Genomic DNA, 18,474 nt, shown 5'->3' with positions numbered 1-18,474 from the left:
ATTCCAAGAAAAAGGCGCGCGCGGCCGTTGGTTTCGGGACGGGCAGCCGCGCGCGCCAAGCAAGAGGAGTTCGGGGGGCTCCTCTCTCAAGCGGCATCAGTGAGCAAGGTCTGACGCCGGTTGAACACGAGCAGGATCAGGGCGAGCACGATCAGGATCAGGCCTGCGATCATCTTCAGTTCTGCAGAGGTCGCAGTTTTGGGCAGGCGGATCGTATCCGAGGTGACAGGTGCTGGCCGTCTTGCCGCGGGCTGGCCCGCATCGGCGCGGCGCTCGCGCAGATGTGCCGGGGTCTGCTGCGGCCGTTCACCGAACACCTTCGTGAAATCCCAGCCCGCCGGCAGGTTGATCGGAAGCTCGCTGAGCTTGAGCGGCGCGCCTTCGGGACGGCTCGGCGTCTTGTCGACAGCGACGAGACTGGTCAGCCGCGTGACGATCTGATGGTCGAGTGCCAGCGCAAGGACCGTCTTGTCGGTGTCCTCCGGCGTCATCTCGCGGAGCGTTCGCGCCACTTCCGCATCGCCGATCTTGCGCCTGGCCCAAAGCTTCGACAGACCCTTGCCCTCAGCGGCATTTTTCAAGGACAGCGTCACCGACCACGGACGATCGCCGACATGACCCTTGAGCTCCAGCGAGCCCGCGAGCTTGTCGAGCTTCGCTGCAAGCAGCAAGGGCTCGTCGCGATAGACGTCCGGGATGATTGCCGGCGTGACGTCGGCCTTGGCATCGGAAAACTTCGCGGTGAGGCCGGTCACGGCAGGGTTCTCCAGCTTGGCAAACAGGCCGCGCATACGCTCCTCGACCTGATCGACGGACCCGATATGGGTGAAGGTCCCGCGGCCGAGCTCGGAAGCACGCGTCATCAGATAAGTGTTGGGCGCGGAGCCGATGCCGACCATGAAGATGCGCGAGCGGCCACGCATCGCCGTGATGGTCTCGAACAATTGCTGCTCGTTGCCGATCGCGCCTTCCGTCAGGAACACGATTTGGCGAACCATGCTGGTGTCGGCGACCCTGTCGGTCAGCGCGGCGCGCATCGCCGGCACCATCTCGGTGCCGCCGCGCGCCTGCAAGGCGCTGACGAAGGAGGTCGCTTCACCGACATGCGCGGCATCGGCGGCAACCGAGGCCGGAAACAGCACGTCCATGGTGTCGTCGAAGCGGATCACGTTGAAGCGATCGCTCGGCTGCAGGCGGCCGAGCGCATAAAGCAGACTCGCCTTGGCCTGCTCGATCGAGGTGCCGCCCATCGAACCGGAATTGTCGATCACGAACACCACTTCACGCGGCAGCGGCTTCTGCGCTGTCTGCTCGGCGGCCGGCGGCGTGACGAAAGCCAGGAGGTAGTCGGCATCGCCGACACGCTCACGGAACAGCCCGACTGACGGTGCTTTTTCAGCGGCCGGCTTCCAGGTCAGCTCGAAGTCGCGGTCAGCGGGCACGGAGCCGTCCGCGAGCGTCACGACACGCGTCGCGTCATCAGGACTTTCGATCTTGACGTTGTGGGAGTGACTCTTCACCTCGCCGAGCGCGAAGCCGGCTTTCAGGTGCACTGTGATGCTGGTCGGATTGACCGGTGCATTCCCGGCGGGATCGAGAACGGGTGACGAGATGCGCTCACGATCGGGCACCGGATCTGAGCGGGTCGCGCCCCAGCCGGAGCCGTCATTGCGGAAATCGACGCTCTGCACGATCGGCGCCGGATTGTAGCGCGGCCCGACCACGAGCGGCACGCGCAGCGAATATTCGTTGCCGGATTGACGCACGGGCTCCTGATATTCGATCTGCACCAGCACGGTTTCGCCGGGACCGATATTGGCCACCGAATTGGTGAAGATGTTGGGCCTCTGCTGCTCGGTGAGCGCGGCCTTCTGCCCGGTGCGGCGCGCTTCCTCGTAGATGACGCGGGCCTGCTGGCGTTCCCTGATATCGCCGACAATGACGCGGTCACCGACCACCATCTTCAGCGTGTCGACGGCGCCGTCGGCACCCAGCGGATAGACATAGGTCGCCTCGGCCCAGTCCTTGGTCGGGTTGCGGAAGACCTGGGTGACGCGCGTGCGCAGCGTCGGGCCTGAGACCGTGATGTCGACGTCGATCCCGAGCCGGATGGCTTCGGTCGTGGCGCCATTCTCCTTCAGGAGCAGGGTGCCGGATTTGGCATCGCCGGGCTGGAGCAGGCTGGCCTGCTCCGTCGTCGCCGACCAGGAGGTCTCGAAGCTCACCAGCAGGGCCACGAAACTGACCAGGAGCACGGCGATGCTTTGCGCCAGAAGGAACAGCCCGACCTTGATCAGCCTGCCGAGCCACGGATTTTCGTCAGGGTGTTCGTCGCTTTCGACCGTGTCGTAATTGTCCATTTGGCCTGCTCCCGAAGCATGTTTGATGCTGCCGAGCATCGGTCGGGAGGGCCTGATTTCGCGAGCAGAATGATCGGTAATGATCCGCCACGGCCGGTCGGAGCCATCAGCCGGTTTGGCGGCGATGTCCGGTTTTGTGCTGACTTGTCCGCCCTGCTAGACTGGACGCCGTGGAGCGGGGTTAACGATGCAGACGCAAGACAAGCTCTCCGACAAGCAGCTTTCGGACGAGCAAAGCCGCGAGGTCGCGGAGATGATCCGCGAGGAAATCGCCAGGCGCCGGATCTCGCGGCAGGCGCTGGCCGAGCAGGCCAAGCTCAGCCTGTCGACCCTGGAAAAGGCGCTCGGAGGCCGGCGCCCGTTCACGCTGGCGACCACGGTCCGGCTGGAGCAGGCCCTGGGCGTGTCCCTGCGAAAGAGCACTGCCACGCCGGCGCCCGCGGGGGGCAGCGACGTCGCACCCGACGGCCTCGGCTCCTATTCGCATCGTGCGGTGACCTGGATCGAGGGTGTCTACCTCACCCTGCGGCCATCCTTTGGCGACAGGGATGCGATCTTCGCCTATCGCACCGAAATCGCCTGGGAGCCGAAAGTGTCCTCGCTGGTCTTCCGCGAGGGCGAGCGAACCGATGCCGCCTATGAGCACACCGGCGAAGTTGCGGTGCCGCATCAATCCGGCTTCATCTATCTCGTCATCAACAAGCACGGGCAGCATCGCGTCATCACGGTGTCGCGGCCGACCGTAACAGGTGCGATGTACGGCATCATTTCGACGCTGCGTGCCGGCGCCGGCTCCCAGCTGATGCCGGTCGCGGCGCCAATCGCCTATGTTCCGATCAACAACGTCAAGGAGCCGGCGCTCGGACGGATCATGCCTGACCACGCCAACCATGCGCTGTATCTGAGCCACCTGCGCCGCACGGTGGAGGAGTCATTCGCGCTGTTATTGTCGGTATAGGACGTGGCTGTAACATCCGACGTCGCGTGCCCACTGTTCTCGGTCATCATCCCGCTCGAATTTCACCGCGGGCAGTGGGAGCAGTCCTGGCTTGGCTGGACGTCACAGACGGCGGACAGGTCTCTCTACGAGATCATTCTGGTCATTCCACCCGACTTCACGGCGCATGCGGAGCTGAACGCGCTTGCCGCAGGCCAGGCCCGCCTCGAATTCGCGGATTCCGTGCACGATATCGGGCTCTGCGCGGCCGGCGCCGCCAGGGCTGGCGGCCGCTATTTATTCTTCACGGAATCGCATTGCTGGCCCGAGCCCGACGTGATCGCGCTCTGCATCCGCGCAATCGAAGATCATCCCGACTGGGCCGGATTTTCCTGCCGCTCGGTCCCGATCTGCCACAACCGCCTGTCCGAGGCGGAGGCCGCGATGTACCAGGCCGACATCGAGTTCGGCATGAAGCAGCATCCCTGGCGCAAGGTGCTCGACCAGTGCTTCGTAACGCGGCGCGACGTCTATCGGGAGTGCGGGGGCCTGCGCGAAGAGCTCGGTCATTTCGCCGAATGGGTGCTCGCCGCCGCTTACCATGCGCGAGGCTACGCCATCGGCTATCTCGAGCAAGCGCGCTTCCACCACTATTATATCGGCCGGATCGGTGAGCTGAAGACGTTCACGCTCGATTTCGTCCAGGGCGAGAGCCGATTTCTCAGCGAGGATCGGCGCGATCCGGGCAGCGAGCTGATCGAAATTCCCTTTGAATGGAAAGACCGGGACGAGTTGGATCGTCCGCTTGCGTTCAATGCATTGAACGCGCTGCTGCGTTACAGCCTGCCGCGTCTCCGTCGGAAATGGCCCGACGAGGAACTGCGTGCACTGTGGCGCTGGAGCGGACCGGCGCTGTTCGGTGATCTCCGTGCGCGCGTCACGGCTTTCCTTGCCACCGCTCATGCGCGCCTGGTGCTGTCAGCGCTGGCTCCATTCGGCTCGCGCGATGCCATTGCGCGGTGGATGAAGCTCTACATCGCATCGCTGATCCACCTTCAGCGGCTCGCATCTATCCGTCGTGTTCGCGGGCACACCAGATCGGCGAAGAAGCTGCTTGGCGATCAGGTCCTCGCGCAGCTCGGCTTTCACGAGCTGGAATCGGCTGCCGGCCATGCTTTTCGCTGGAGCGAGCCGCAGGCAGCCGTTCGGATCAAGGGCGCGCCGGGACGCAGCACGATCTGCATCCGCAGTCCCGCCCTGCGTGAGCCGCTCGACCAGATCGGCGCGCAATTCTATCTCGACGGCGCAGCTCTCGATCGCGCCGCGATCGAGGTCGGCGTGGACCGTTACATGTTGAGCCTCGACCTGCCGCAATCAGGCATCGCCATCCTGGCCTGGGCCTGCCCCGAGTTCAGAGGTATCGGCGATGCGCGTCGTCTCGGCCTGCCTGTCGTTGGCATCGAGGTTAAACAGCCTTGAACCACGCATCTTCAGCTGCTCGATCGGCGCGGAATCGCGAGGAGCGCCTTGATCAGGCCTCGGCGACTTTCTTGTCGACCTCCGAAGCCACCGAGAATTCCTTGCGCAGGGTCGGCTTGTGGATCTTGCCGGTGGCGTTGCGCGGCAGGGCATCGACGAAGCGGACCTGGCGCGGGCATTTGAAGCGCGCCAGGTTGGCCGCGCAATGCGCGAAGACGTCGGCCTCTGTCAGCTGTTGGCCTTGCTTCACTGCAACGATCGCAAGGCCCACCTCGCCCCATTGCGCGTCAGGAATGCCGATCACCGCGGCTTCCGCAACCGCCGCGATCTGATGCAGAACGTTCTCGACCTCGGCCGGATAGACGTTCTCGCCGCCGGAGATGTACATGTCCTTCCAGCGATCGACGATGTAGTAGAAACCTTCCTCGTCGACGCGCGTGGCATCGCCGGTGTGCAGCCAGCCGTCGGTGAACGACGTCTTGTTGGCCTCGGGCCTGTTCCAGTAGCCCGGCGTGATGTTCGGTCCTTTGACCCAGAGCTCACCGAGCTCGCCGACATCGGCATCGCTGCCGTCGGGGCGCACGATGCGCACTTCGGTGTGCAGCACTGGCTTGCCGGCGGAGCCGGCCTTGCGCGCCGCGTCCTCGCGGTCCAGCACCAGCACGGCCGGTGAGGTCTCGGTCATGCCGTAGCCCTGCTGGAGCGCCACGCCGCGCGCCTCCCAGACCTTCAGCAGCGGCATCGGTACCGGTGAGCCGCCGACACCGCAAACGATCAGCCTGGAGAGATCGGTCGTCGCGAAGGCCGGATGCTGCGCCATGAACTGGTAGATCGCGGGCACGCCGAAGAACGCGTTGATGCCGTGTGCGGGATCGTTGATCAGGCCGAGCGCCGCGGCGGGATCGAAGGCGCGCATGATGATCACGGTGCCGCCGGCATGCAGCACGGGATTGGTGTAGCAATTCAGTCCGCCGGTGTGGAACATCGGCAGCACAGTAAGAGCCACCGAGGATGGTCCGATACAGGCGGGGCCGCCGAGATTGACGCAATTCCAGAACGTCATGCCATGCGTGATGGTCGCGCCCTTGGGGTGACCAGTGGTGCCCGACGTGTACATGATGGTCGAGACATCATCGAGCGTGACCTCCTCGGTGCGGTCGAGCGGCTTGGCCGCGGCGATGCCGGCTTCATAGGCTCCGCCGGAGCCGAGCGGCACGCTGGTCGCGACGTTGCAGAGCTTTGCGACGGCGAGCGCTGTCTCGGCCAGTTCGGTGTCGTAGATCATCACGTCAGGCGCGCAATCGCCGGTGATGAACTGAAGCTCGGGAACGGTGAGGCGGATGTTCAGCGGCACCAGGACGGCGCCGAGCCGTCCGCAGGCGAACTGCACGTCCAGCATATCGGTGGTGTTCGGCGCCAGCACGGCGACGCGGTCGCCGCGCGAGACCTTCAGCGAGTGACGCAAGAACGAAGCCAGGCGCGAGATGCGGGCGTTGAACTCCGAATAGGTGAAGCGGCGCCCGCTTGCGAGATCGATGGCCGCGACCTTGGAAGGCGCGCGGCGGGCGTGATGAGCGATCCAATCGTAATAACGAACGGCCAACACTCCCTCCCTCGGCGGTCCTGTGTCGTCTGGATTCTTATTGCTGTGCACCATGCCCGGCATGGCCCTGGGAGGCCAGCCGGAGTTTGTGCAGCAGTTTTTTTGATTTGGAGTTGGCCTGCGATGGGTGAAAATCGTCTTGCGTTGAGTTGCTAGATCACGGCTTGCCGCCAAGCGGCTCGGCGAATCCAGCCACTCCGCGCAAGTGAGCCGCCGGTGTTCCAGCCATGGTGGAACGGCAGGAGTGGTCGAAAGCAATATCGCAATGAAGAGCCCATTCTATACCGCCGAGCACGACGCCTTTCGCGAAATGATGCGCCGCTTCGTCGACAGGGAGATCGCCCCGTTCGCCCATGAATGGGACGAGGCCGGCGAATTCCCCCGCGCGCTCTATCGCAAGGCAGCTGAGATCGGGCTGTTGGGGCTCGGATTTCCCGAGGAATATGGCGGGATCGCCGCCGACCAGTTCATGAAGATCGTGGCGAGCCAGGAGCTGGCGCGCGCCGGCGCCGGCGGCGTCAGCGCCAGCCTGATGAGCCACACCATCGGCTCGCCGCCAATCGCCCGCGCGGCGCGGCCAGAGATCAAGGCACGCGTGCTGCCGCAGGTGCTGTCGGGCGAGAAGATCTCCGCGCTCGCGATTACCGAGCCGGGCGGCGGCTCGGATGTCGCGAACCTCCGCACCAGGGCGCGGCGCGACGGCGACCACTACGTCGTGAGCGGCGAAAAGACCTTCATCACCTCAGGCGTCCGCGCCGATTATCTGACCGTTGCGGTGCGTACCGGCGGTGAGGGCGCCGGCGGCGTCAGCCTGCTCCTGATCGAGGGCGATACGCCGGGCCTGTCCCGCACCAGGCTGAAGAAAATGGGCTGGTGGGCCTCCGACACTGCGACGCTGCATTTCGATGATTGCCGCGTGCCGGCGGAGAACCTGATCGGCGAGGAGGGGCACGGCTTCAAGATCATCATGCAGAATTTCAACAGCGAGCGGATGGGCATGGCGGCGAGTTGCACCGCCTTCGCGCGGGTCTGCCTCGATGAAGCCATCGCCTACGCCAAGGAGCGCAAGACCTTTGGCAAGCCGCTTGCCCAGCACCAGGTCATCAGGCACAAGATCGTCGACATGGCGCAGAAGGTCGCAGCCTCGCAAGCAATGCTCGAGATGTTGGCCTGGCGATTGGAGCAAGGCGAGAGCCCGGTCGCTGAAATCTGCATGATGAAGAACCTGGCGACGCAGACCATGGCGTTCTGCGCCTCGGAAGCCGTGCAGATCTTTGGCGGCGCCGGCTTCATGCGCGGCATCAAGGCCGAGCGCATCTACCGCGAAGTCAAGGTCAACGCCATCGGCGGCGGCACCGAGGAGATCATGAAGGATCTGGCGTCAAGGCAGATGGGATTGTGATGGACACCGTCATTCCGGGGCGGCGCGAAGCGTCGGGCTCGGCCAGACTCCGCAGAGGAATAGATTCCGGGCTCGCGTTTCGCGCGCTCCGGAATGACAGGGGGAAGAAGTAGAGGAAACGCCTGATGATCACGCTCTATCACTGCGAGGCCGCGCGCTCGTTCCGTCCGCTCTGGATGCTGGAGGAGATGGGGCTGCCTTATGAATTGAAGATGCTGCCGTTCCCGCCGCGCGTCTTCGCCAAAGAATATCTCGCGCTGAATCCGCTCGGCACCATTCCGTATCTGATCGACGGCGAGACGAAGATGACCGAGTCCTCGGGTATCTGCCATTATCTCGGCATCAAATATGGTCCGACGCCTCTCATGGTCGGGCCTGAGGACTCCGCCTACGGCGCGTTCCTGAATTGGATGTATTTCAGCGACGCCACGCTAACCTTCCCGCAGACGCTAGTGCTTCGCTACAGCCAGCACGAGCCGGAGCAGCGGGACAATAAGGTCGTGAGCGACTATTCGAAATGGTTCCTGGGACGGCTGCGCGCAGTTGAAGCAGCAACTGCAAGTGCCGATACATTGTGCGCCGGGCGCTTCACCGCTGCCGATATTGCGATCGGATTCGCGCTCCGGCTCGCCGAAACCACCGGCCTTGCTAAGGATTTCGGCCCGAATGTCGCAGCCTATTGGGCACGCCTGCAGCAGCGCGACGGTTTCAAGCGCGCGGTTGCTGCGGAGCAGAAGGCCAGCGTTGAACAGAATATTGCGCCAAGGGCGAAGGCGTAAGGGAAGCTGTCATTCCGGGCGGTGCGAAGCATCGAACCCGGAATCTCGGGGTTCCGGGCTCGGTCCTGCGGACCGCCCCGGAACGACGGATCAATCTCGATGACAGCGCTATCCCGTCGTGACAGCGCCCAGATTTCCGCTAAGGTGACCTCTGTTCCGCAGCGGCCTAAGAGCCGCGCGAGGAGGATACCCCAAATGGAAGACATGGGTCGCGAATCCGACCATTTGATGCTGATCACGCCGGAGCGGGTCTTCTATGCCGGCCTGCTCGGCCGCCCCCGCAAGCGAACCCCCGGTTGCTGTCACGTCTATGTCGCGGTGAAGGGCAGCCTGTATATGACCATCGACGACGTGCTCGCCACCGGCGAGCTGTTCGTCACCCTTCCGAACCAGCGGCACTCCATTGCCAGCGACTACCGTACTGCGATCAGCGTGACGCTGGAGCCGGAAAGCGTGCCGGATGGCGTGCTGGAAGGTCTGGCCCAGCGGCTGATGGGAGCCGACCGCGCGGCCTATGCCCGAAAGATCCTCGCCGCCTACGCGCTGCTGCGCCAGCGCCGCTACGGCGACATCACCACCGCCGAATTCGACGAGATGTGTTTTGGCGAAGCGCTGCCGCGCCGCGTGCTTGACCCCAGGGTGGTGCGTGCAGTCGCCCGCATCGGGCGCTTCTCGGGCGAGCCGGTGACAGCGGATACCTGCGCGGCCGAAGCAGGTCTGTCCGCCTCGCGCTTCCTGCATCTGTTCAAGGAAGAGACCGGCATCTCGTTCCGCTCCTTCCGCGCCTGGAAGCGCGCGCGGCATCTGCTGCACTTCGCCAACCAGAACCTCAACCTCGCCCATCTCGCGCAGGACATCGGCTATCCCGACTCAACGCATTTCAGCCACTCGATCCGCCGCTTCTATGGCTTGAAGCCGCGCGCGATCTTCGTCGGTTCGCGGGATCTTGCGATCTATCGCAGCACCGAGACGGTGAGGGAGCTCGCGGAGGCGGGCTAGGCTTGGTCTCGTAGGGTGGGCAAAGGCGCACTTGCGCCGTGCCCACCACCTCTCGGCAACGGGCAGGAATGGTGGGCACGCCAAGCTTTGCCCACCCTACGATAACTCGTCTTTAGCTAGCTTCTCCGCGCAAGAAGCCGCATGCCCAGCATCAGATGATCGCAGGCGTTGAATTCCCAGCGTTGCGAGACATCAGTGGTATGAGCGACAAGGCCGTCATCACCTGCGCCCTGAACGGCGTGCTCACCGACCCCAGGCAGCACAGCGTGCCTGTGACGCCAGAGCAGATGGCGCGCGAGGCCAAGGCTGCGTTCGATGCCGGCGCGTCCATCATGCACATCCATCTGCGCCAGCAGGCGCCGAACAAGGGGCATCTGCCGTCCTGGGATGTCAGCATCAGCAGGGAGATCCAGCAGGCGATCCGCGAAGCCTGCCCCGGCGTCATCATCAACCACACCTCGGGCGTTTCAGGGCCGAACTACTCGGGCGCACTCGACTGCATCCGCGAGACCAAACCGGAGATCGCCGCATGCAACGCCGGTTCGCTGAATTATCTGAAGGTGAAGGCCGACAATAGCTGGGCCTGGCCGCCCATGATGTTCGACAACGCGGTCGAGAAAGTGAAGGATTATCTCGACGTCATGAATGCGGTCGGCACCATCCCCGAGTTCGAATGTTTCGACGTCGGCATCGTCCGCTGCGTCGGCATGTATCACCAGGTTGGCATGTACAAGGGTCCGCTCGAATATAACTTTGTGATGGGCGTCGCGTCAGGAATGCCGTCGGATCCGGAACTGCTGCCGATCCTGCTCAAGCTGAAGCGCCCTGAGGCGCATTGGCAGGTCACGGCCATCGGCCGCGAAGAGATCTGGCCACTGCACCAGCGTTGCGCCGAACTCGGGGGCCACTTGCGCACCGGATTGGAGGATACGTTCTATCTTGCCGACGGCAGGAAGGTGACCTCGAACGGTCAGCTGATCGAAGCCATTGCGGCCTGCGCCCGCCGCGCCGGCCGCGACATCGCGTCTCCGGCCGAGGCGCGGAAGATCTTTGGGACGAATCGCTGAACATCCTCGTCGTTCCGGGGCGATGCGCAGCATCGAACCCGGAACCTCGAGATTCCGGGTTCACGCTTCGCGTGCCCCGGAATGACGATCAAGGTCTGTCATGTCCACCATCGAAAACACCATCTCCCCCGGCAGCGCCGCCTACCATGCCAACCGCGACGGCATGCTCGCGCTGATCGACCGCATGCGCGCGCTGGAAGAACGCACGCGTGCCGCGTCGGCCGCAGCAAAGGACCGCTTCCACAAGCGCGGCCAGCTCTTGCCGCGCGAACGCGTCGCGTTGGTGCTCGATCCCGGCGCGCCCTTCATCGAGCTGTCGACGCTCGCCGGCTACATGTTCGACGTGCCGGATGCTGCCAAGAGCGTGCCCGGCGGCGGCGTCATCGCCGGCATCGGCTTCGTCTCGGGCATCCGCTGCATGGTCAGCGCCAGCGATTCCGGGATCGATGCCGGTGCGCTTCAGCCCTTCGGCCTCGACAAGATGCTGCGCGTGCAGGAGCTCGCGCTGGAGAACAAACTGCCTTACGTCCAGCTCGTCGAAAGCGCCGGCGCAAATCTTCTACGCTACCGGGTCGAGGACTTTGTCCGCGGCGGCAACATCTTTCGCAATCTCGCGCGGCTCTCGGCAGCGGGGCTTCCGGTCGTCACCGTGACGCATGGCTCGTCCACCGCTGGCGGTGCCTATCAGACCGGCCTGTCCGATTACATCGTCATGGTCCGCGGCCGCACCCGCGCCTTTCTCGCCGGGCCGCCGCTGCTGAAGGCCGCGACCGGCGAGATCGCGACGGAAGAAGAGCTTGGCGGTGCCGAGATGCACACGCAGGTTTCTGGTCTTGGCGACTATCTCGCCGAGGACGACCGCGATGGCTTGCGCATCGCCCGCGAGATCATGGCGGCGCTGGAATGGGAGCGGCCGAGCCGAGTATCACCGGAATTCAAGCCGCCGCGCTACGACCAGGACGAGCTGCTCGGCATCATGCCGATGGACCACAAGCGCCCGGTCGACATGAAGCAGGTGATCGCCCGCATCATCGACGATTCCGATTTCACCGAGATGGCGCCGAATTATGGTCCGGCCACCGTCTGCGGCCATGCCCGCATCCAGGGCCAGGCGATCGGCATCATCACCAACAACGGTCCTCTCGATCCTGCCGGCGCCAACAAGGCGACGCATTTCATCCAGGCCTGCTGTCAGACCCGCACGCCGATCCTCTATCTCAACAACACCACCGGCTACATGGTCGGCAAGGCCTATGAAGAAGCCGGCATGATCAAGCACGGCTCCAAGATGATCCAGGCGGTGACCTCGGCGACCGTGCCGCAGATCACCATCTATTGCGGCGCCTCGTTCGGCGCCGGAAATTACGGCATGTGCGGGCGCGGCTTCCATCCGCGCTTCTGCTTCTCCTGGCCCAACGCCAAGACCGCGGTGATGGGCGGCGAGCAGGCCGCCGAGACCATGTCGATCGTGACCGAGGCGGCTGCCGCGCGCCGCGGCAAGCCGGTCGAGAAAGAGAAGCTCGATGCCATGAAGGCACAGATCGTCGGCGTGTTCGACGGCCAGATGGACGTGTTCGCAACCAGTGCCCGTGTGCTCGACGACGGCGTGATCGATCCGCGCGATACCCGCGCGGTCCTTTCCGAGGTGCTCGCGATCTGCCGCGAGGGCGATGCCCGCACGCCCCAGCGCATGCAATTCTCGGTGGCCCGCCCATGAGGAACGGATCAGTGCAGCACCGGCCGTTCGTCAAGGTCTTGATCGCGAACCGTGGCGAGATCGCACTGCGCATCATGCGCAGCGCGCGGCAGCTTGGCCTCGGCGTTGTCGCGGTCTATTCGGATGCAGATCGCGATGCGCTGCATGTGAGGCAGGCCGATCAAGCTGTGCGGATCGGCGAGGCCTTGCCGGCGCAATCCTATCTCAACATCCCCGCGATCATTGCTGCGGCCAGGGCCAGTGGCGCGGATGCCGTGCATCCCGGCTACGGCTTCCTCGCCGAGAACGAGGCGTTTGCGAGAGGCTGCAAGGATGCCGGTCTCGTCTTCATCGGCCCGTCGCCGCAGGCGATCGAGGCGATGGGCAACAAGGCCGGTGCCAAGGAGATCATGAAAAAGGCCGGCGTGCCCGTCGTGCCCGGCTATCAGGGCGCCGAGCAGGGTGACGAAGCGATGCTCGCGGAGGCCAAGAACATCGGCTTCCCCGTGATGATCAAGGCGGTCGCGGGCGGTGGCGGGCGTGGCATGCGGCTCGTCACCGACGCCGCATCGTTCCCCGATGCGCTGCGCAGCGCGCGGTCGGAAGCGAAGGCAGCGTTTGGCGATTCGACCGTCATCCTCGAACGCGCCATCCAGAATCCCCGCCACATCGAGATCCAGGTGTTCGGCGACATCAACGGCAACGCCATCCATCTCGGCGAGCGCGACTGCTCGGTGCAGCGCCGGCATCAGAAGCTGATCGAGGAGGCGCCGTCGCCTGCGGTGACACCCGAGCTGCGTGCGAAAATGGGCGAGGTGGCGGTCGCGGCGGTGAAGGCGCTGCGCTATGAGGGCGCCGGAACGCTGGAATTCCTGCTCGACGCCAGCGGCGAATTCTATTTCATGGAGATGAACACGCGCCTTCAGGTCGAGCATCCCGTCACGGAAGCGATCACCGGGCTCGATCTGGTCGAGCTGCAACTACGTGTTGCGCGCGGCGAAGCCTTGCCGGTGAAGCAGCAGGACATCAAATTCTCCGGCCACGCCATCGAGGTGCGGCTCTGCTCGGAAGATGCCGCCCAGGATTTCATGCCGCAATCCGGCCGCATCGCGCGCTGGCAGGTGCCTGATGACATCCGCGTCGAGCACGCGCTGCAATCGGGCACGGAAATCCCGCCGTTCTACGATTCCATGATCGCCAAGGTGGTCGGCCACGGCGCGACGCGCGAGGAGGCGAGGCGGCGGCTGATCGTCGGGCTGGAGCAGCTGACCGCGCTTGGCGTGACCACCAACCAGGCGTTCCTGATGTCGTGCCTGCGTCATCCCGGCTTTGCCAGGGGCGAGGCGACGACGGCCTTCATCGGTGCGCATCGTGACGAGCTGCTGGCGTCGTCGGCGAATGCTGCATTCAACACGGCACTGGCGGGCCTTCTGCTCTATGTCACCAATCCGCGCGCGCCGGCATGGCGACGCGGCCGCAGCCTGTCAGCGACGTTTCCTCTGCCCGCGAAGATCGAGATCGCCGGTCACGCCCATGAGCTCGAAGTCACGCGCGAGCGCGATGGCGGCTACATCGTTGTCTCCGATGGTCGCCAGGACAAGTTCGAGATCGAGCAGCTCGATGCGGACGCAATCCGCTTCCGCCACGATGGTGTAATGGACAGCGCAAAATTCCTGCGCGATGGCGACCGATTGTATCTCCAGCGCGGCGGCATCCCGGTTGCGGTCACCGATCTCACCCTCGCGGCCCCCAAGGCGGCGGCAACCAATGGCGGCGATGGCAAAGTCCGCGCCGCAATGAATGGCCGCGTCGTCGCCGTCCTGGTCAAGCCGGGTGACCGCGTCACATCAGGCCAGCCGGTGCTGACGCTGGAAGCGATGAAGATGGAGCACGTCCACAAGGCCGGTATCGATGGTGTTGTCGCGGCCATCGACGTGGTCGAGGGCGAGCAGGTGACGACAGGCAGGATCGTCGCGGAGATCGGTAGCGCGCCGAATCCAGTCTGGTAGGGTGGGCAAAGGCGCAAAGCGCCGTGCCCACATCTTCCCACGATTGCGGGATCGTGGGCACGCACCGCTTTGCCCACCCTACGGCACCGAAGCTGGCTTTCCCGTCCCCTCGTTCAACAAGCACGCCACCCGATGCCCGTCACCTGCATCCATCAGCACCGGCCGCTCCGTCCTGCATCGCTCCATCGCAAACCGGCAGCGGGTGTGAAACGCGCAGCCGGGCGGCGGATTGACCGGGCTCGGCACGTCGCCGTCGACCAGCGGCGCGAGCTTCTTGGCCAGCGGATTGGCAATCGGCACCGAGGCGAGCAGCGCCTGCGTGTAGGGATGGCGCGGATTGCTGAACAGCTCATCCTTGTCGGCGATCTCGACGATGCGGCCGAGATACATCACCGCCACGCGGTGGCTGATATGGGCGACCACGGCGAGGTCGTGGGCGATGAAGAGATAGGAAAAGCCGTGCCGCTTCTGCAGATCGATCAGCAGATTGATCACCTGTGCCTGGATCGAGACGTCGAGCGCGGACACCGGTTCGTCGCAGACGATCAGGCGCGGCTCCAGCGCGAGCGCGCGCGCGATGCAGATGCGCTGGCGCTGGCCGCCGGAGAATTGATGCGGGAAGTTGCGCATCTGGTCGGGGCGGAGGCCGACCTGCTCGAAAAGTTTGGCGATCCGCGTCTCCAGCTTTTTGCCGGTTGCGAGACCATGGACCGCGATCGGCTCGCCGACAATATCCCCGGCGGTCATGCGCGGATTGAGCGAGGCGAACGGATCCTGGAATACGATCTGCATGGCGCGGCGATGCGGTCGCAGCGCCGACTTGGACAGATGCGTGATGTCCTCACCGTCGAGGCGGATCCGGCCTGAGGTCGGCTCGACCAGCCGCAGCACGCTGCGCGCCACCGTCGACTTGCCGCAGCCGGACTCGCCGACAAGGCCGAGCGTCTCGCCGGCTCCAAGGGAGAACGAGACGCCGTCGACCGAATGCACGGTGCCGACTTGCCGGCGCAGCACGCCGGCACGCACCGGATAATATTTCTTGAGGTCGGTGACCTCGAGCAGAACCTTGCTCATGCCACCTCCGCCACGTCAGCCGCGCGCCAGCAGGCGGCAAGATGGCCGCCGCCCCAATCGATCAGCGGCGGATATTCGGCTTCGCAGCGCTTGATCGCGAGCTTGCATCGTGGGGCGAAAGCGCAGCCCGCGGGAAGCCGCACCAGCGAGGGGACGGTCCCCGGAATTTCGTTCAGCCGTTCCTGCGCGGCGACGCCGGGCGCAGGCACCGCCGGAATCGAGGCCATCAGCCCGCGCGTGTAGGGATGCTTTGGCGCAGCGAACAGCGCCTCGACACTGGCTTCCTCGACCTTCCGTCCCGCATACATCACGATCACGCGCTGCGCGGTCTGCGCGACCACGCCGAGATCGTGCGTGATCAGCACGAGGCCGGTCCCTAGCTCCTTCTGCAGATCGAGGATCAGCGCCAGGATCTGCGCCTGGATGGTGACATCGAGCGCGGTGGTCGGCTCGTCCGCGATCAGCAGCGCCGGCCGGCACGCCAGCGCCATTGCGATCATCGCGCGCTGGCGCATGCCGCCTGAGAGTTGATGCGGATATTCGCGCGCGCGCCGCGCCGGCTCCGGGATGCGCACCAGCCGCAGCATCTCGACGGCGATGTCGCGGGCCTGTTTCGATGACAGATTCCGATGCAGCCGCACCGCCTCGACGATCTGGTCGCCGATCCTGATAACAGGATTGAGCGATGTCATCGGCTCCTGGAAGATCATGGAGATGCGATTGCCCCTGACCTTGCGCATCTCGGCCTCGCTCAGGGCCAGGAGATCGGTGCCTTCAAGCGAGACCGAGCCACCGACGATCCGCCCGGGCGGATCAGGCACGAGCCGCATCAAGGACAACGCGGTGACGCTCTTGCCGCAGCCGGATTCGCCGACAATCGCGAGCGTCTCGCCGCGGCTCACGGTGAAGGAGACGTCGTCGACGGCCTTGAACAGGCCGGAATTGGTGAAGAACACCGTCTTCAGGTTCTTCACCTCGAGCACGAGATCGGAGGAATCAGTCATCAGCCGCGCTGCCGGGGATCGAGGATGTCGCGCAGGGCGTCACCAAAAAGATTGGCGCCGAACACGGCGAGGCTGATGGCGATGCCCGGGAAGATCACCAGCCACGGTGCGGTGCGGACATATTCGGCGGCGGATTCGGAGAGCATGCGGCCCCATGACGGGTACGGCTCGGGGATACCGAGGCCGAGGAAAGAGAGCGAAGCCTCGGTCAAAATGGTTGAGCCGAGCTGCGCGGTCGCCAGCACGATCAGCGGCGCCAGCGTGTTCGGCAGCACATGACGCAGCGCGATCCGGATCTCGCTCATGCCGATCGATTTCGCCGCCTCGACGAACGGCTGCTCGCGCAGCGCCAGCGTGTTGGCGCGGGTGACGCGCGAGACGGTGGGGATCAGCGGAATGGCGATGGCCAGGATGACGTTCGGCAGCGACGGGCCGAGCGCAGCCGTCATGATCAGGGCCAGCACCAGCAGCGGCAGCGCCTGCAGGATGTCGGAGACGCGCTGGAACATGAGATCGACCCAGCCCGAGAGATAGCCGGACGTCAGCCCGACGATCACGCCGATGGTGCCGCCGAGCGCGGTCGAGCCGATTCCGACCGCGAGCGAGATTCGCGCGCCGTGGATGATGCGGCTGAACACGTCGCGGCCAAAGGAATCCGTGCCCATCCAGTGTGCCAAGCTCGGGCGCGCCAGCGCATGCGCGGCATCGACGCTTAAGGGGTCATAGCGCGCGATGAAATCGGCGAAGATCGCGGTCAGCACGAACACCGTCATGATGGTCAGCCCGGCCGCGCCCAGCACATGCCGCTGCGCCAGGAACAGCACGCGCCGCCAGCCGCCGGTCGCATGCGCGCCCGCCCGCCTCAGCTCAACATCAAAGTCGATCGCAGCCATAGGGGGCTCCGCAGGCAGATGCACCTCTCCCCACCGGGGAGAGGTCGGCGCGCAGCGCCGGGTGAGGGGGCGCTGTCCTCAGGCGGCAGCGTAACCCCTCACCCGGACCGCATCTTGCGATGCGTTCCGACCTCTCCCTACGGGAGAGGTAGAGCACCGCCGTCGCGTTAGATTGTTCCAATCTCATGTCGCTAATCCGTGTACCGGATGCGCGGGTCGAACACCGCGTAGAGCATGTCGACGGTGAAATTCGCGAACACCACCACGACCGCGATGAACATCACGAGGTTCTGCACGATCGGATAATCGCGCCAGCGGATCGCCTCGACCAGGAAGCGGGCGACGCCGGGGATGTTGAACACGGTCTCGGTGACGATGAGGCCGCCGATCAGGAACGCCGCCTCGATGCCGATCACGGTGATCACGGGCAGGATCGCGTTCTTCAGCGCATGGTGATAGTTCACGGCCGCGTCAGATGCGCCCTTGGCACGGGCGGTGCGGATATAATCCTGCCGCAGCACTTCCAGCATGGACGATCGCGTGATGCGCATCGTCAGCGCTGAACTGCGGAAGCCGACCACCATCGCGGGGATGCAATAGGTTGCGAAGGCCTCGGCAAAATTCTGCGGATTGGGATTGAAGATCGGCATCTGCCCGAACATGGCGACGGACGCGGTCAGAACCAGCAGACCGAGCCAGAACGAGGGCAGCGACAATCCGCTCAGGCTCAGCACGCGCAGCGCGTAGTCGATCCGCGACCCCTGCTTCACCGCGCTGATGACGCCGAGCGGAATGCCGATCGACGCCGAAAACAGCAGCGCGAGCCCGGCGAGCCGGGCGGTGATCGGGATCCGCGGCAGGATCTCCTGCAGCGCCGGCTTCTCCGAGACGTAGGAGTAGCCGAGATCGCCGCGCAGCAAGCCGCCGATCCAGTGCAGATATTGCACCACCAGCGGCTGGTCGATGCCGAGCTGCTTCTCGAGATCGACCTTGTCGGCGGGATCGACGTAGCCGGCCGCGGCGAACAGGATGTCGACGATGTTGCCGGGCACGATACGCAGCAGGAAGAAGATGACGACCGAGATCCCGAACAGGGTCACGAGCATCAGGAACAGGCGCCGCACCAGATAGGCAAACATTCGCGCCCTCCGCCGAAACTGCTAATCTTCAGC

14 protein-coding genes are annotated in these 18,474 nt (G+C 64.8%); 8 read left to right on the top strand and 6 right to left on the bottom strand.

Features of this window, described 5'->3' with window-relative positions; all coding sequences use genetic code 11:
• Nucleotides 1-86: 86 nt before the first annotated feature.
• A complete protein-coding gene (locus XH98_RS09870; protein WP_271618482.1) occupies nucleotides 87-2,360 on the bottom strand; it encodes a marine proteobacterial sortase target protein in 2,274 nt (757 codons plus the stop codon).
• Between the two features lie 187 nt (nucleotides 2,361-2,547).
• Here XH98_RS09870 and XH98_RS09865 point away from each other — a divergent pair, with 187 nt between their 5' ends.
• Together XH98_RS09865 and XH98_RS09860 are read left to right on the top strand one after the other, a co-directional pair.
• On the top strand, nucleotides 2,548-3,318 hold the full coding sequence (locus XH98_RS09865) for a helix-turn-helix domain-containing protein (RefSeq protein ID WP_271618481.1): 771 nt from the start codon (nucleotides 2,548-2,550) through the stop codon (nucleotides 3,316-3,318).
• 3 nt (nucleotides 3,319-3,321) lie between these two features.
• A complete protein-coding gene (locus XH98_RS09860) occupies nucleotides 3,322-4,776 on the top strand; it encodes a glycosyltransferase family 2 protein (RefSeq protein ID WP_271618480.1) in 1,455 nt (484 codons plus the stop codon).
• Nucleotides 4,777-4,828: 52 nt separating this feature from the next.
• Here XH98_RS09860 and XH98_RS09855 read toward each other — a convergent pair whose 3' ends face one another.
• Complete coding sequence (locus tag XH98_RS09855) at nucleotides 4,829-6,379, bottom strand: acyl-CoA synthetase (protein WP_271618479.1); 1,551 nt, start codon at nucleotides 6,377-6,379, stop codon at nucleotides 4,829-4,831.
• Between the two features lie 265 nt (nucleotides 6,380-6,644).
• On the opposite strand from XH98_RS09855, the gene XH98_RS09850 reads away from it, so the two are divergent.
• The 6 genes from XH98_RS09850 (at nucleotide 6,645) to XH98_RS09825 (ending at nucleotide 14,331) form a co-directional block, all read left to right on the top strand.
• The gene (locus XH98_RS09850; protein WP_271618478.1) at nucleotides 6,645-7,781 is read left to right on the top strand and encodes an acyl-CoA dehydrogenase family protein; all 1,137 of its coding nucleotides are present in this window, start codon (nucleotides 6,645-6,647) and stop codon (nucleotides 7,779-7,781) included.
• A gap of 125 nt (nucleotides 7,782-7,906) precedes the next feature.
• The gene (locus XH98_RS09845) at nucleotides 7,907-8,560 is read left to right on the top strand and encodes a glutathione S-transferase family protein (protein WP_271618477.1); all 654 of its coding nucleotides are present in this window, start codon (nucleotides 7,907-7,909) and stop codon (nucleotides 8,558-8,560) included.
• 195 nt (nucleotides 8,561-8,755) lie between these two features.
• On the top strand, nucleotides 8,756-9,559 hold the full coding sequence (locus tag XH98_RS09840; RefSeq protein ID WP_271618476.1) for a helix-turn-helix domain-containing protein: 804 nt from the start codon (nucleotides 8,756-8,758) through the stop codon (nucleotides 9,557-9,559).
• A 200-nt stretch (nucleotides 9,560-9,759) separates the two neighbouring features.
• Nucleotides 9,760-10,626 carry a 3-keto-5-aminohexanoate cleavage protein gene (locus tag XH98_RS09835; RefSeq protein WP_271618475.1) on the top strand — a complete coding sequence of 289 codons (867 nt, stop codon included), beginning with the start codon at nucleotides 9,760-9,762 and terminating at the stop codon, nucleotides 10,624-10,626.
• A 100-nt stretch (nucleotides 10,627-10,726) separates the two neighbouring features.
• Nucleotides 10,727-12,343, top strand: a complete 1,617-nt coding sequence (locus XH98_RS09830; RefSeq protein WP_271618474.1) for an acyl-CoA carboxylase subunit beta — start codon at nucleotides 10,727-10,729, stop codon at nucleotides 12,341-12,343.
• Nucleotides 12,340-14,331, top strand: coding sequence for an acetyl-CoA carboxylase biotin carboxylase subunit (locus tag XH98_RS09825; RefSeq protein ID WP_271618473.1), 1,992 nt, complete (start codon nucleotides 12,340-12,342; stop codon nucleotides 14,329-14,331). The genes XH98_RS09830 and XH98_RS09825 overlap by 4 nt, the downstream gene beginning before the upstream one ends.
• A gap of 78 nt (nucleotides 14,332-14,409) precedes the next feature.
• Here XH98_RS09825 and XH98_RS09820 read toward each other — a convergent pair whose 3' ends face one another.
• The 4 genes from XH98_RS09820 to XH98_RS09805 all read right to left on the bottom strand — a co-directional run bounded on the left by XH98_RS09820 (nucleotide 14,410) and on the right by XH98_RS09805 (nucleotide 18,441).
• The gene (locus XH98_RS09820; protein ID WP_271618472.1) at nucleotides 14,410-15,405 is read right to left on the bottom strand and encodes an ABC transporter ATP-binding protein; all 996 of its coding nucleotides are present in this window, start codon (nucleotides 15,403-15,405) and stop codon (nucleotides 14,410-14,412) included.
• Complete coding sequence (locus tag XH98_RS09815; RefSeq protein ID WP_271598132.1) at nucleotides 15,402-16,409, bottom strand: ABC transporter ATP-binding protein; 1,008 nt, start codon at nucleotides 16,407-16,409, stop codon at nucleotides 15,402-15,404. The genes XH98_RS09820 and XH98_RS09815 overlap by 4 nt, the downstream gene beginning before the upstream one ends.
• Nucleotides 16,409-17,302 (bottom strand): ABC transporter permease, encoded by an 894-nt coding sequence (locus XH98_RS09810; RefSeq protein ID WP_271598133.1) that lies wholly within the window; start codon nucleotides 17,300-17,302, stop codon nucleotides 16,409-16,411. The genes XH98_RS09815 and XH98_RS09810 overlap by 1 nt, the downstream gene beginning before the upstream one ends.
• Before the next feature lie 191 nt (nucleotides 17,303-17,493).
• Complete coding sequence (locus XH98_RS09805) at nucleotides 17,494-18,441, bottom strand: ABC transporter permease (RefSeq protein ID WP_271618471.1); 948 nt, start codon at nucleotides 18,439-18,441, stop codon at nucleotides 17,494-17,496.
• Nucleotides 18,442-18,474 lie beyond the last annotated feature (33 nt).

The sequence above is a fragment of the Bradyrhizobium sp. CCBAU 51745 genome (genome assembly GCF_028128715.1).
Classification (GTDB): Bacteria; Pseudomonadota; Alphaproteobacteria; order Rhizobiales; family Xanthobacteraceae; genus Bradyrhizobium; species Bradyrhizobium manausense.
The sequence above is the reverse complement of the archived record's forward strand: the minus strand, read 5'-3'. Positions and strand labels throughout refer to the sequence as shown.

What these genes read in the sequence shown, in the direction of transcription:
- XH98_RS09850 (WP_271618478.1), top strand. Translation starts at nt 6,645, where the DNA reads ATGAAGAGCCCATTCTATACCGCCGAGCACGACGCCTTTCGCGAAATG.
- XH98_RS09845 (WP_271618477.1), top strand. Translation starts at nt 7,907, where the DNA reads ATGATCACGCTCTATCACTGCGAGGCCGCGCGCTCGTTCCGTCCGCTC.
- XH98_RS09835 (WP_271618475.1), top strand. Translation starts at nt 9,760, where the DNA reads ATGAGCGACAAGGCCGTCATCACCTGCGCCCTGAACGGCGTGCTCACC.
- XH98_RS09840 (WP_271618476.1), top strand. Translation starts at nt 8,756, where the DNA reads ATGGAAGACATGGGTCGCGAATCCGACCATTTGATGCTGATCACGCCG.
- XH98_RS09810 (WP_271598133.1), bottom strand. Translation starts at nt 17,302, where the DNA reads ATGGCTGCGATCGACTTTGATGTTGAGCTGAGGCGGGCGGGCGCGCAT.
- XH98_RS09825 (WP_271618473.1), top strand. Translation starts at nt 12,340, where the DNA reads ATGAGGAACGGATCAGTGCAGCACCGGCCGTTCGTCAAGGTCTTGATC.
- XH98_RS09805 (WP_271618471.1), bottom strand. Translation starts at nt 18,441, where the DNA reads ATGTTTGCCTATCTGGTGCGGCGCCTGTTCCTGATGCTCGTGACCCTG.
- XH98_RS09820 (WP_271618472.1), bottom strand. Translation starts at nt 15,405, where the DNA reads ATGAGCAAGGTTCTGCTCGAGGTCACCGACCTCAAGAAATATTATCCG.
- XH98_RS09830 (WP_271618474.1), top strand. Translation starts at nt 10,727, where the DNA reads ATGTCCACCATCGAAAACACCATCTCCCCCGGCAGCGCCGCCTACCAT.
- XH98_RS09865 (WP_271618481.1), top strand. Translation starts at nt 2,548, where the DNA reads ATGCAGACGCAAGACAAGCTCTCCGACAAGCAGCTTTCGGACGAGCAA.
- XH98_RS09870 (WP_271618482.1), bottom strand. Translation starts at nt 2,360, where the DNA reads ATGGACAATTACGACACGGTCGAAAGCGACGAACACCCTGACGAAAAT.
- XH98_RS09815 (WP_271598132.1), bottom strand. Translation starts at nt 16,409, where the DNA reads ATGACTGATTCCTCCGATCTCGTGCTCGAGGTGAAGAACCTGAAGACG.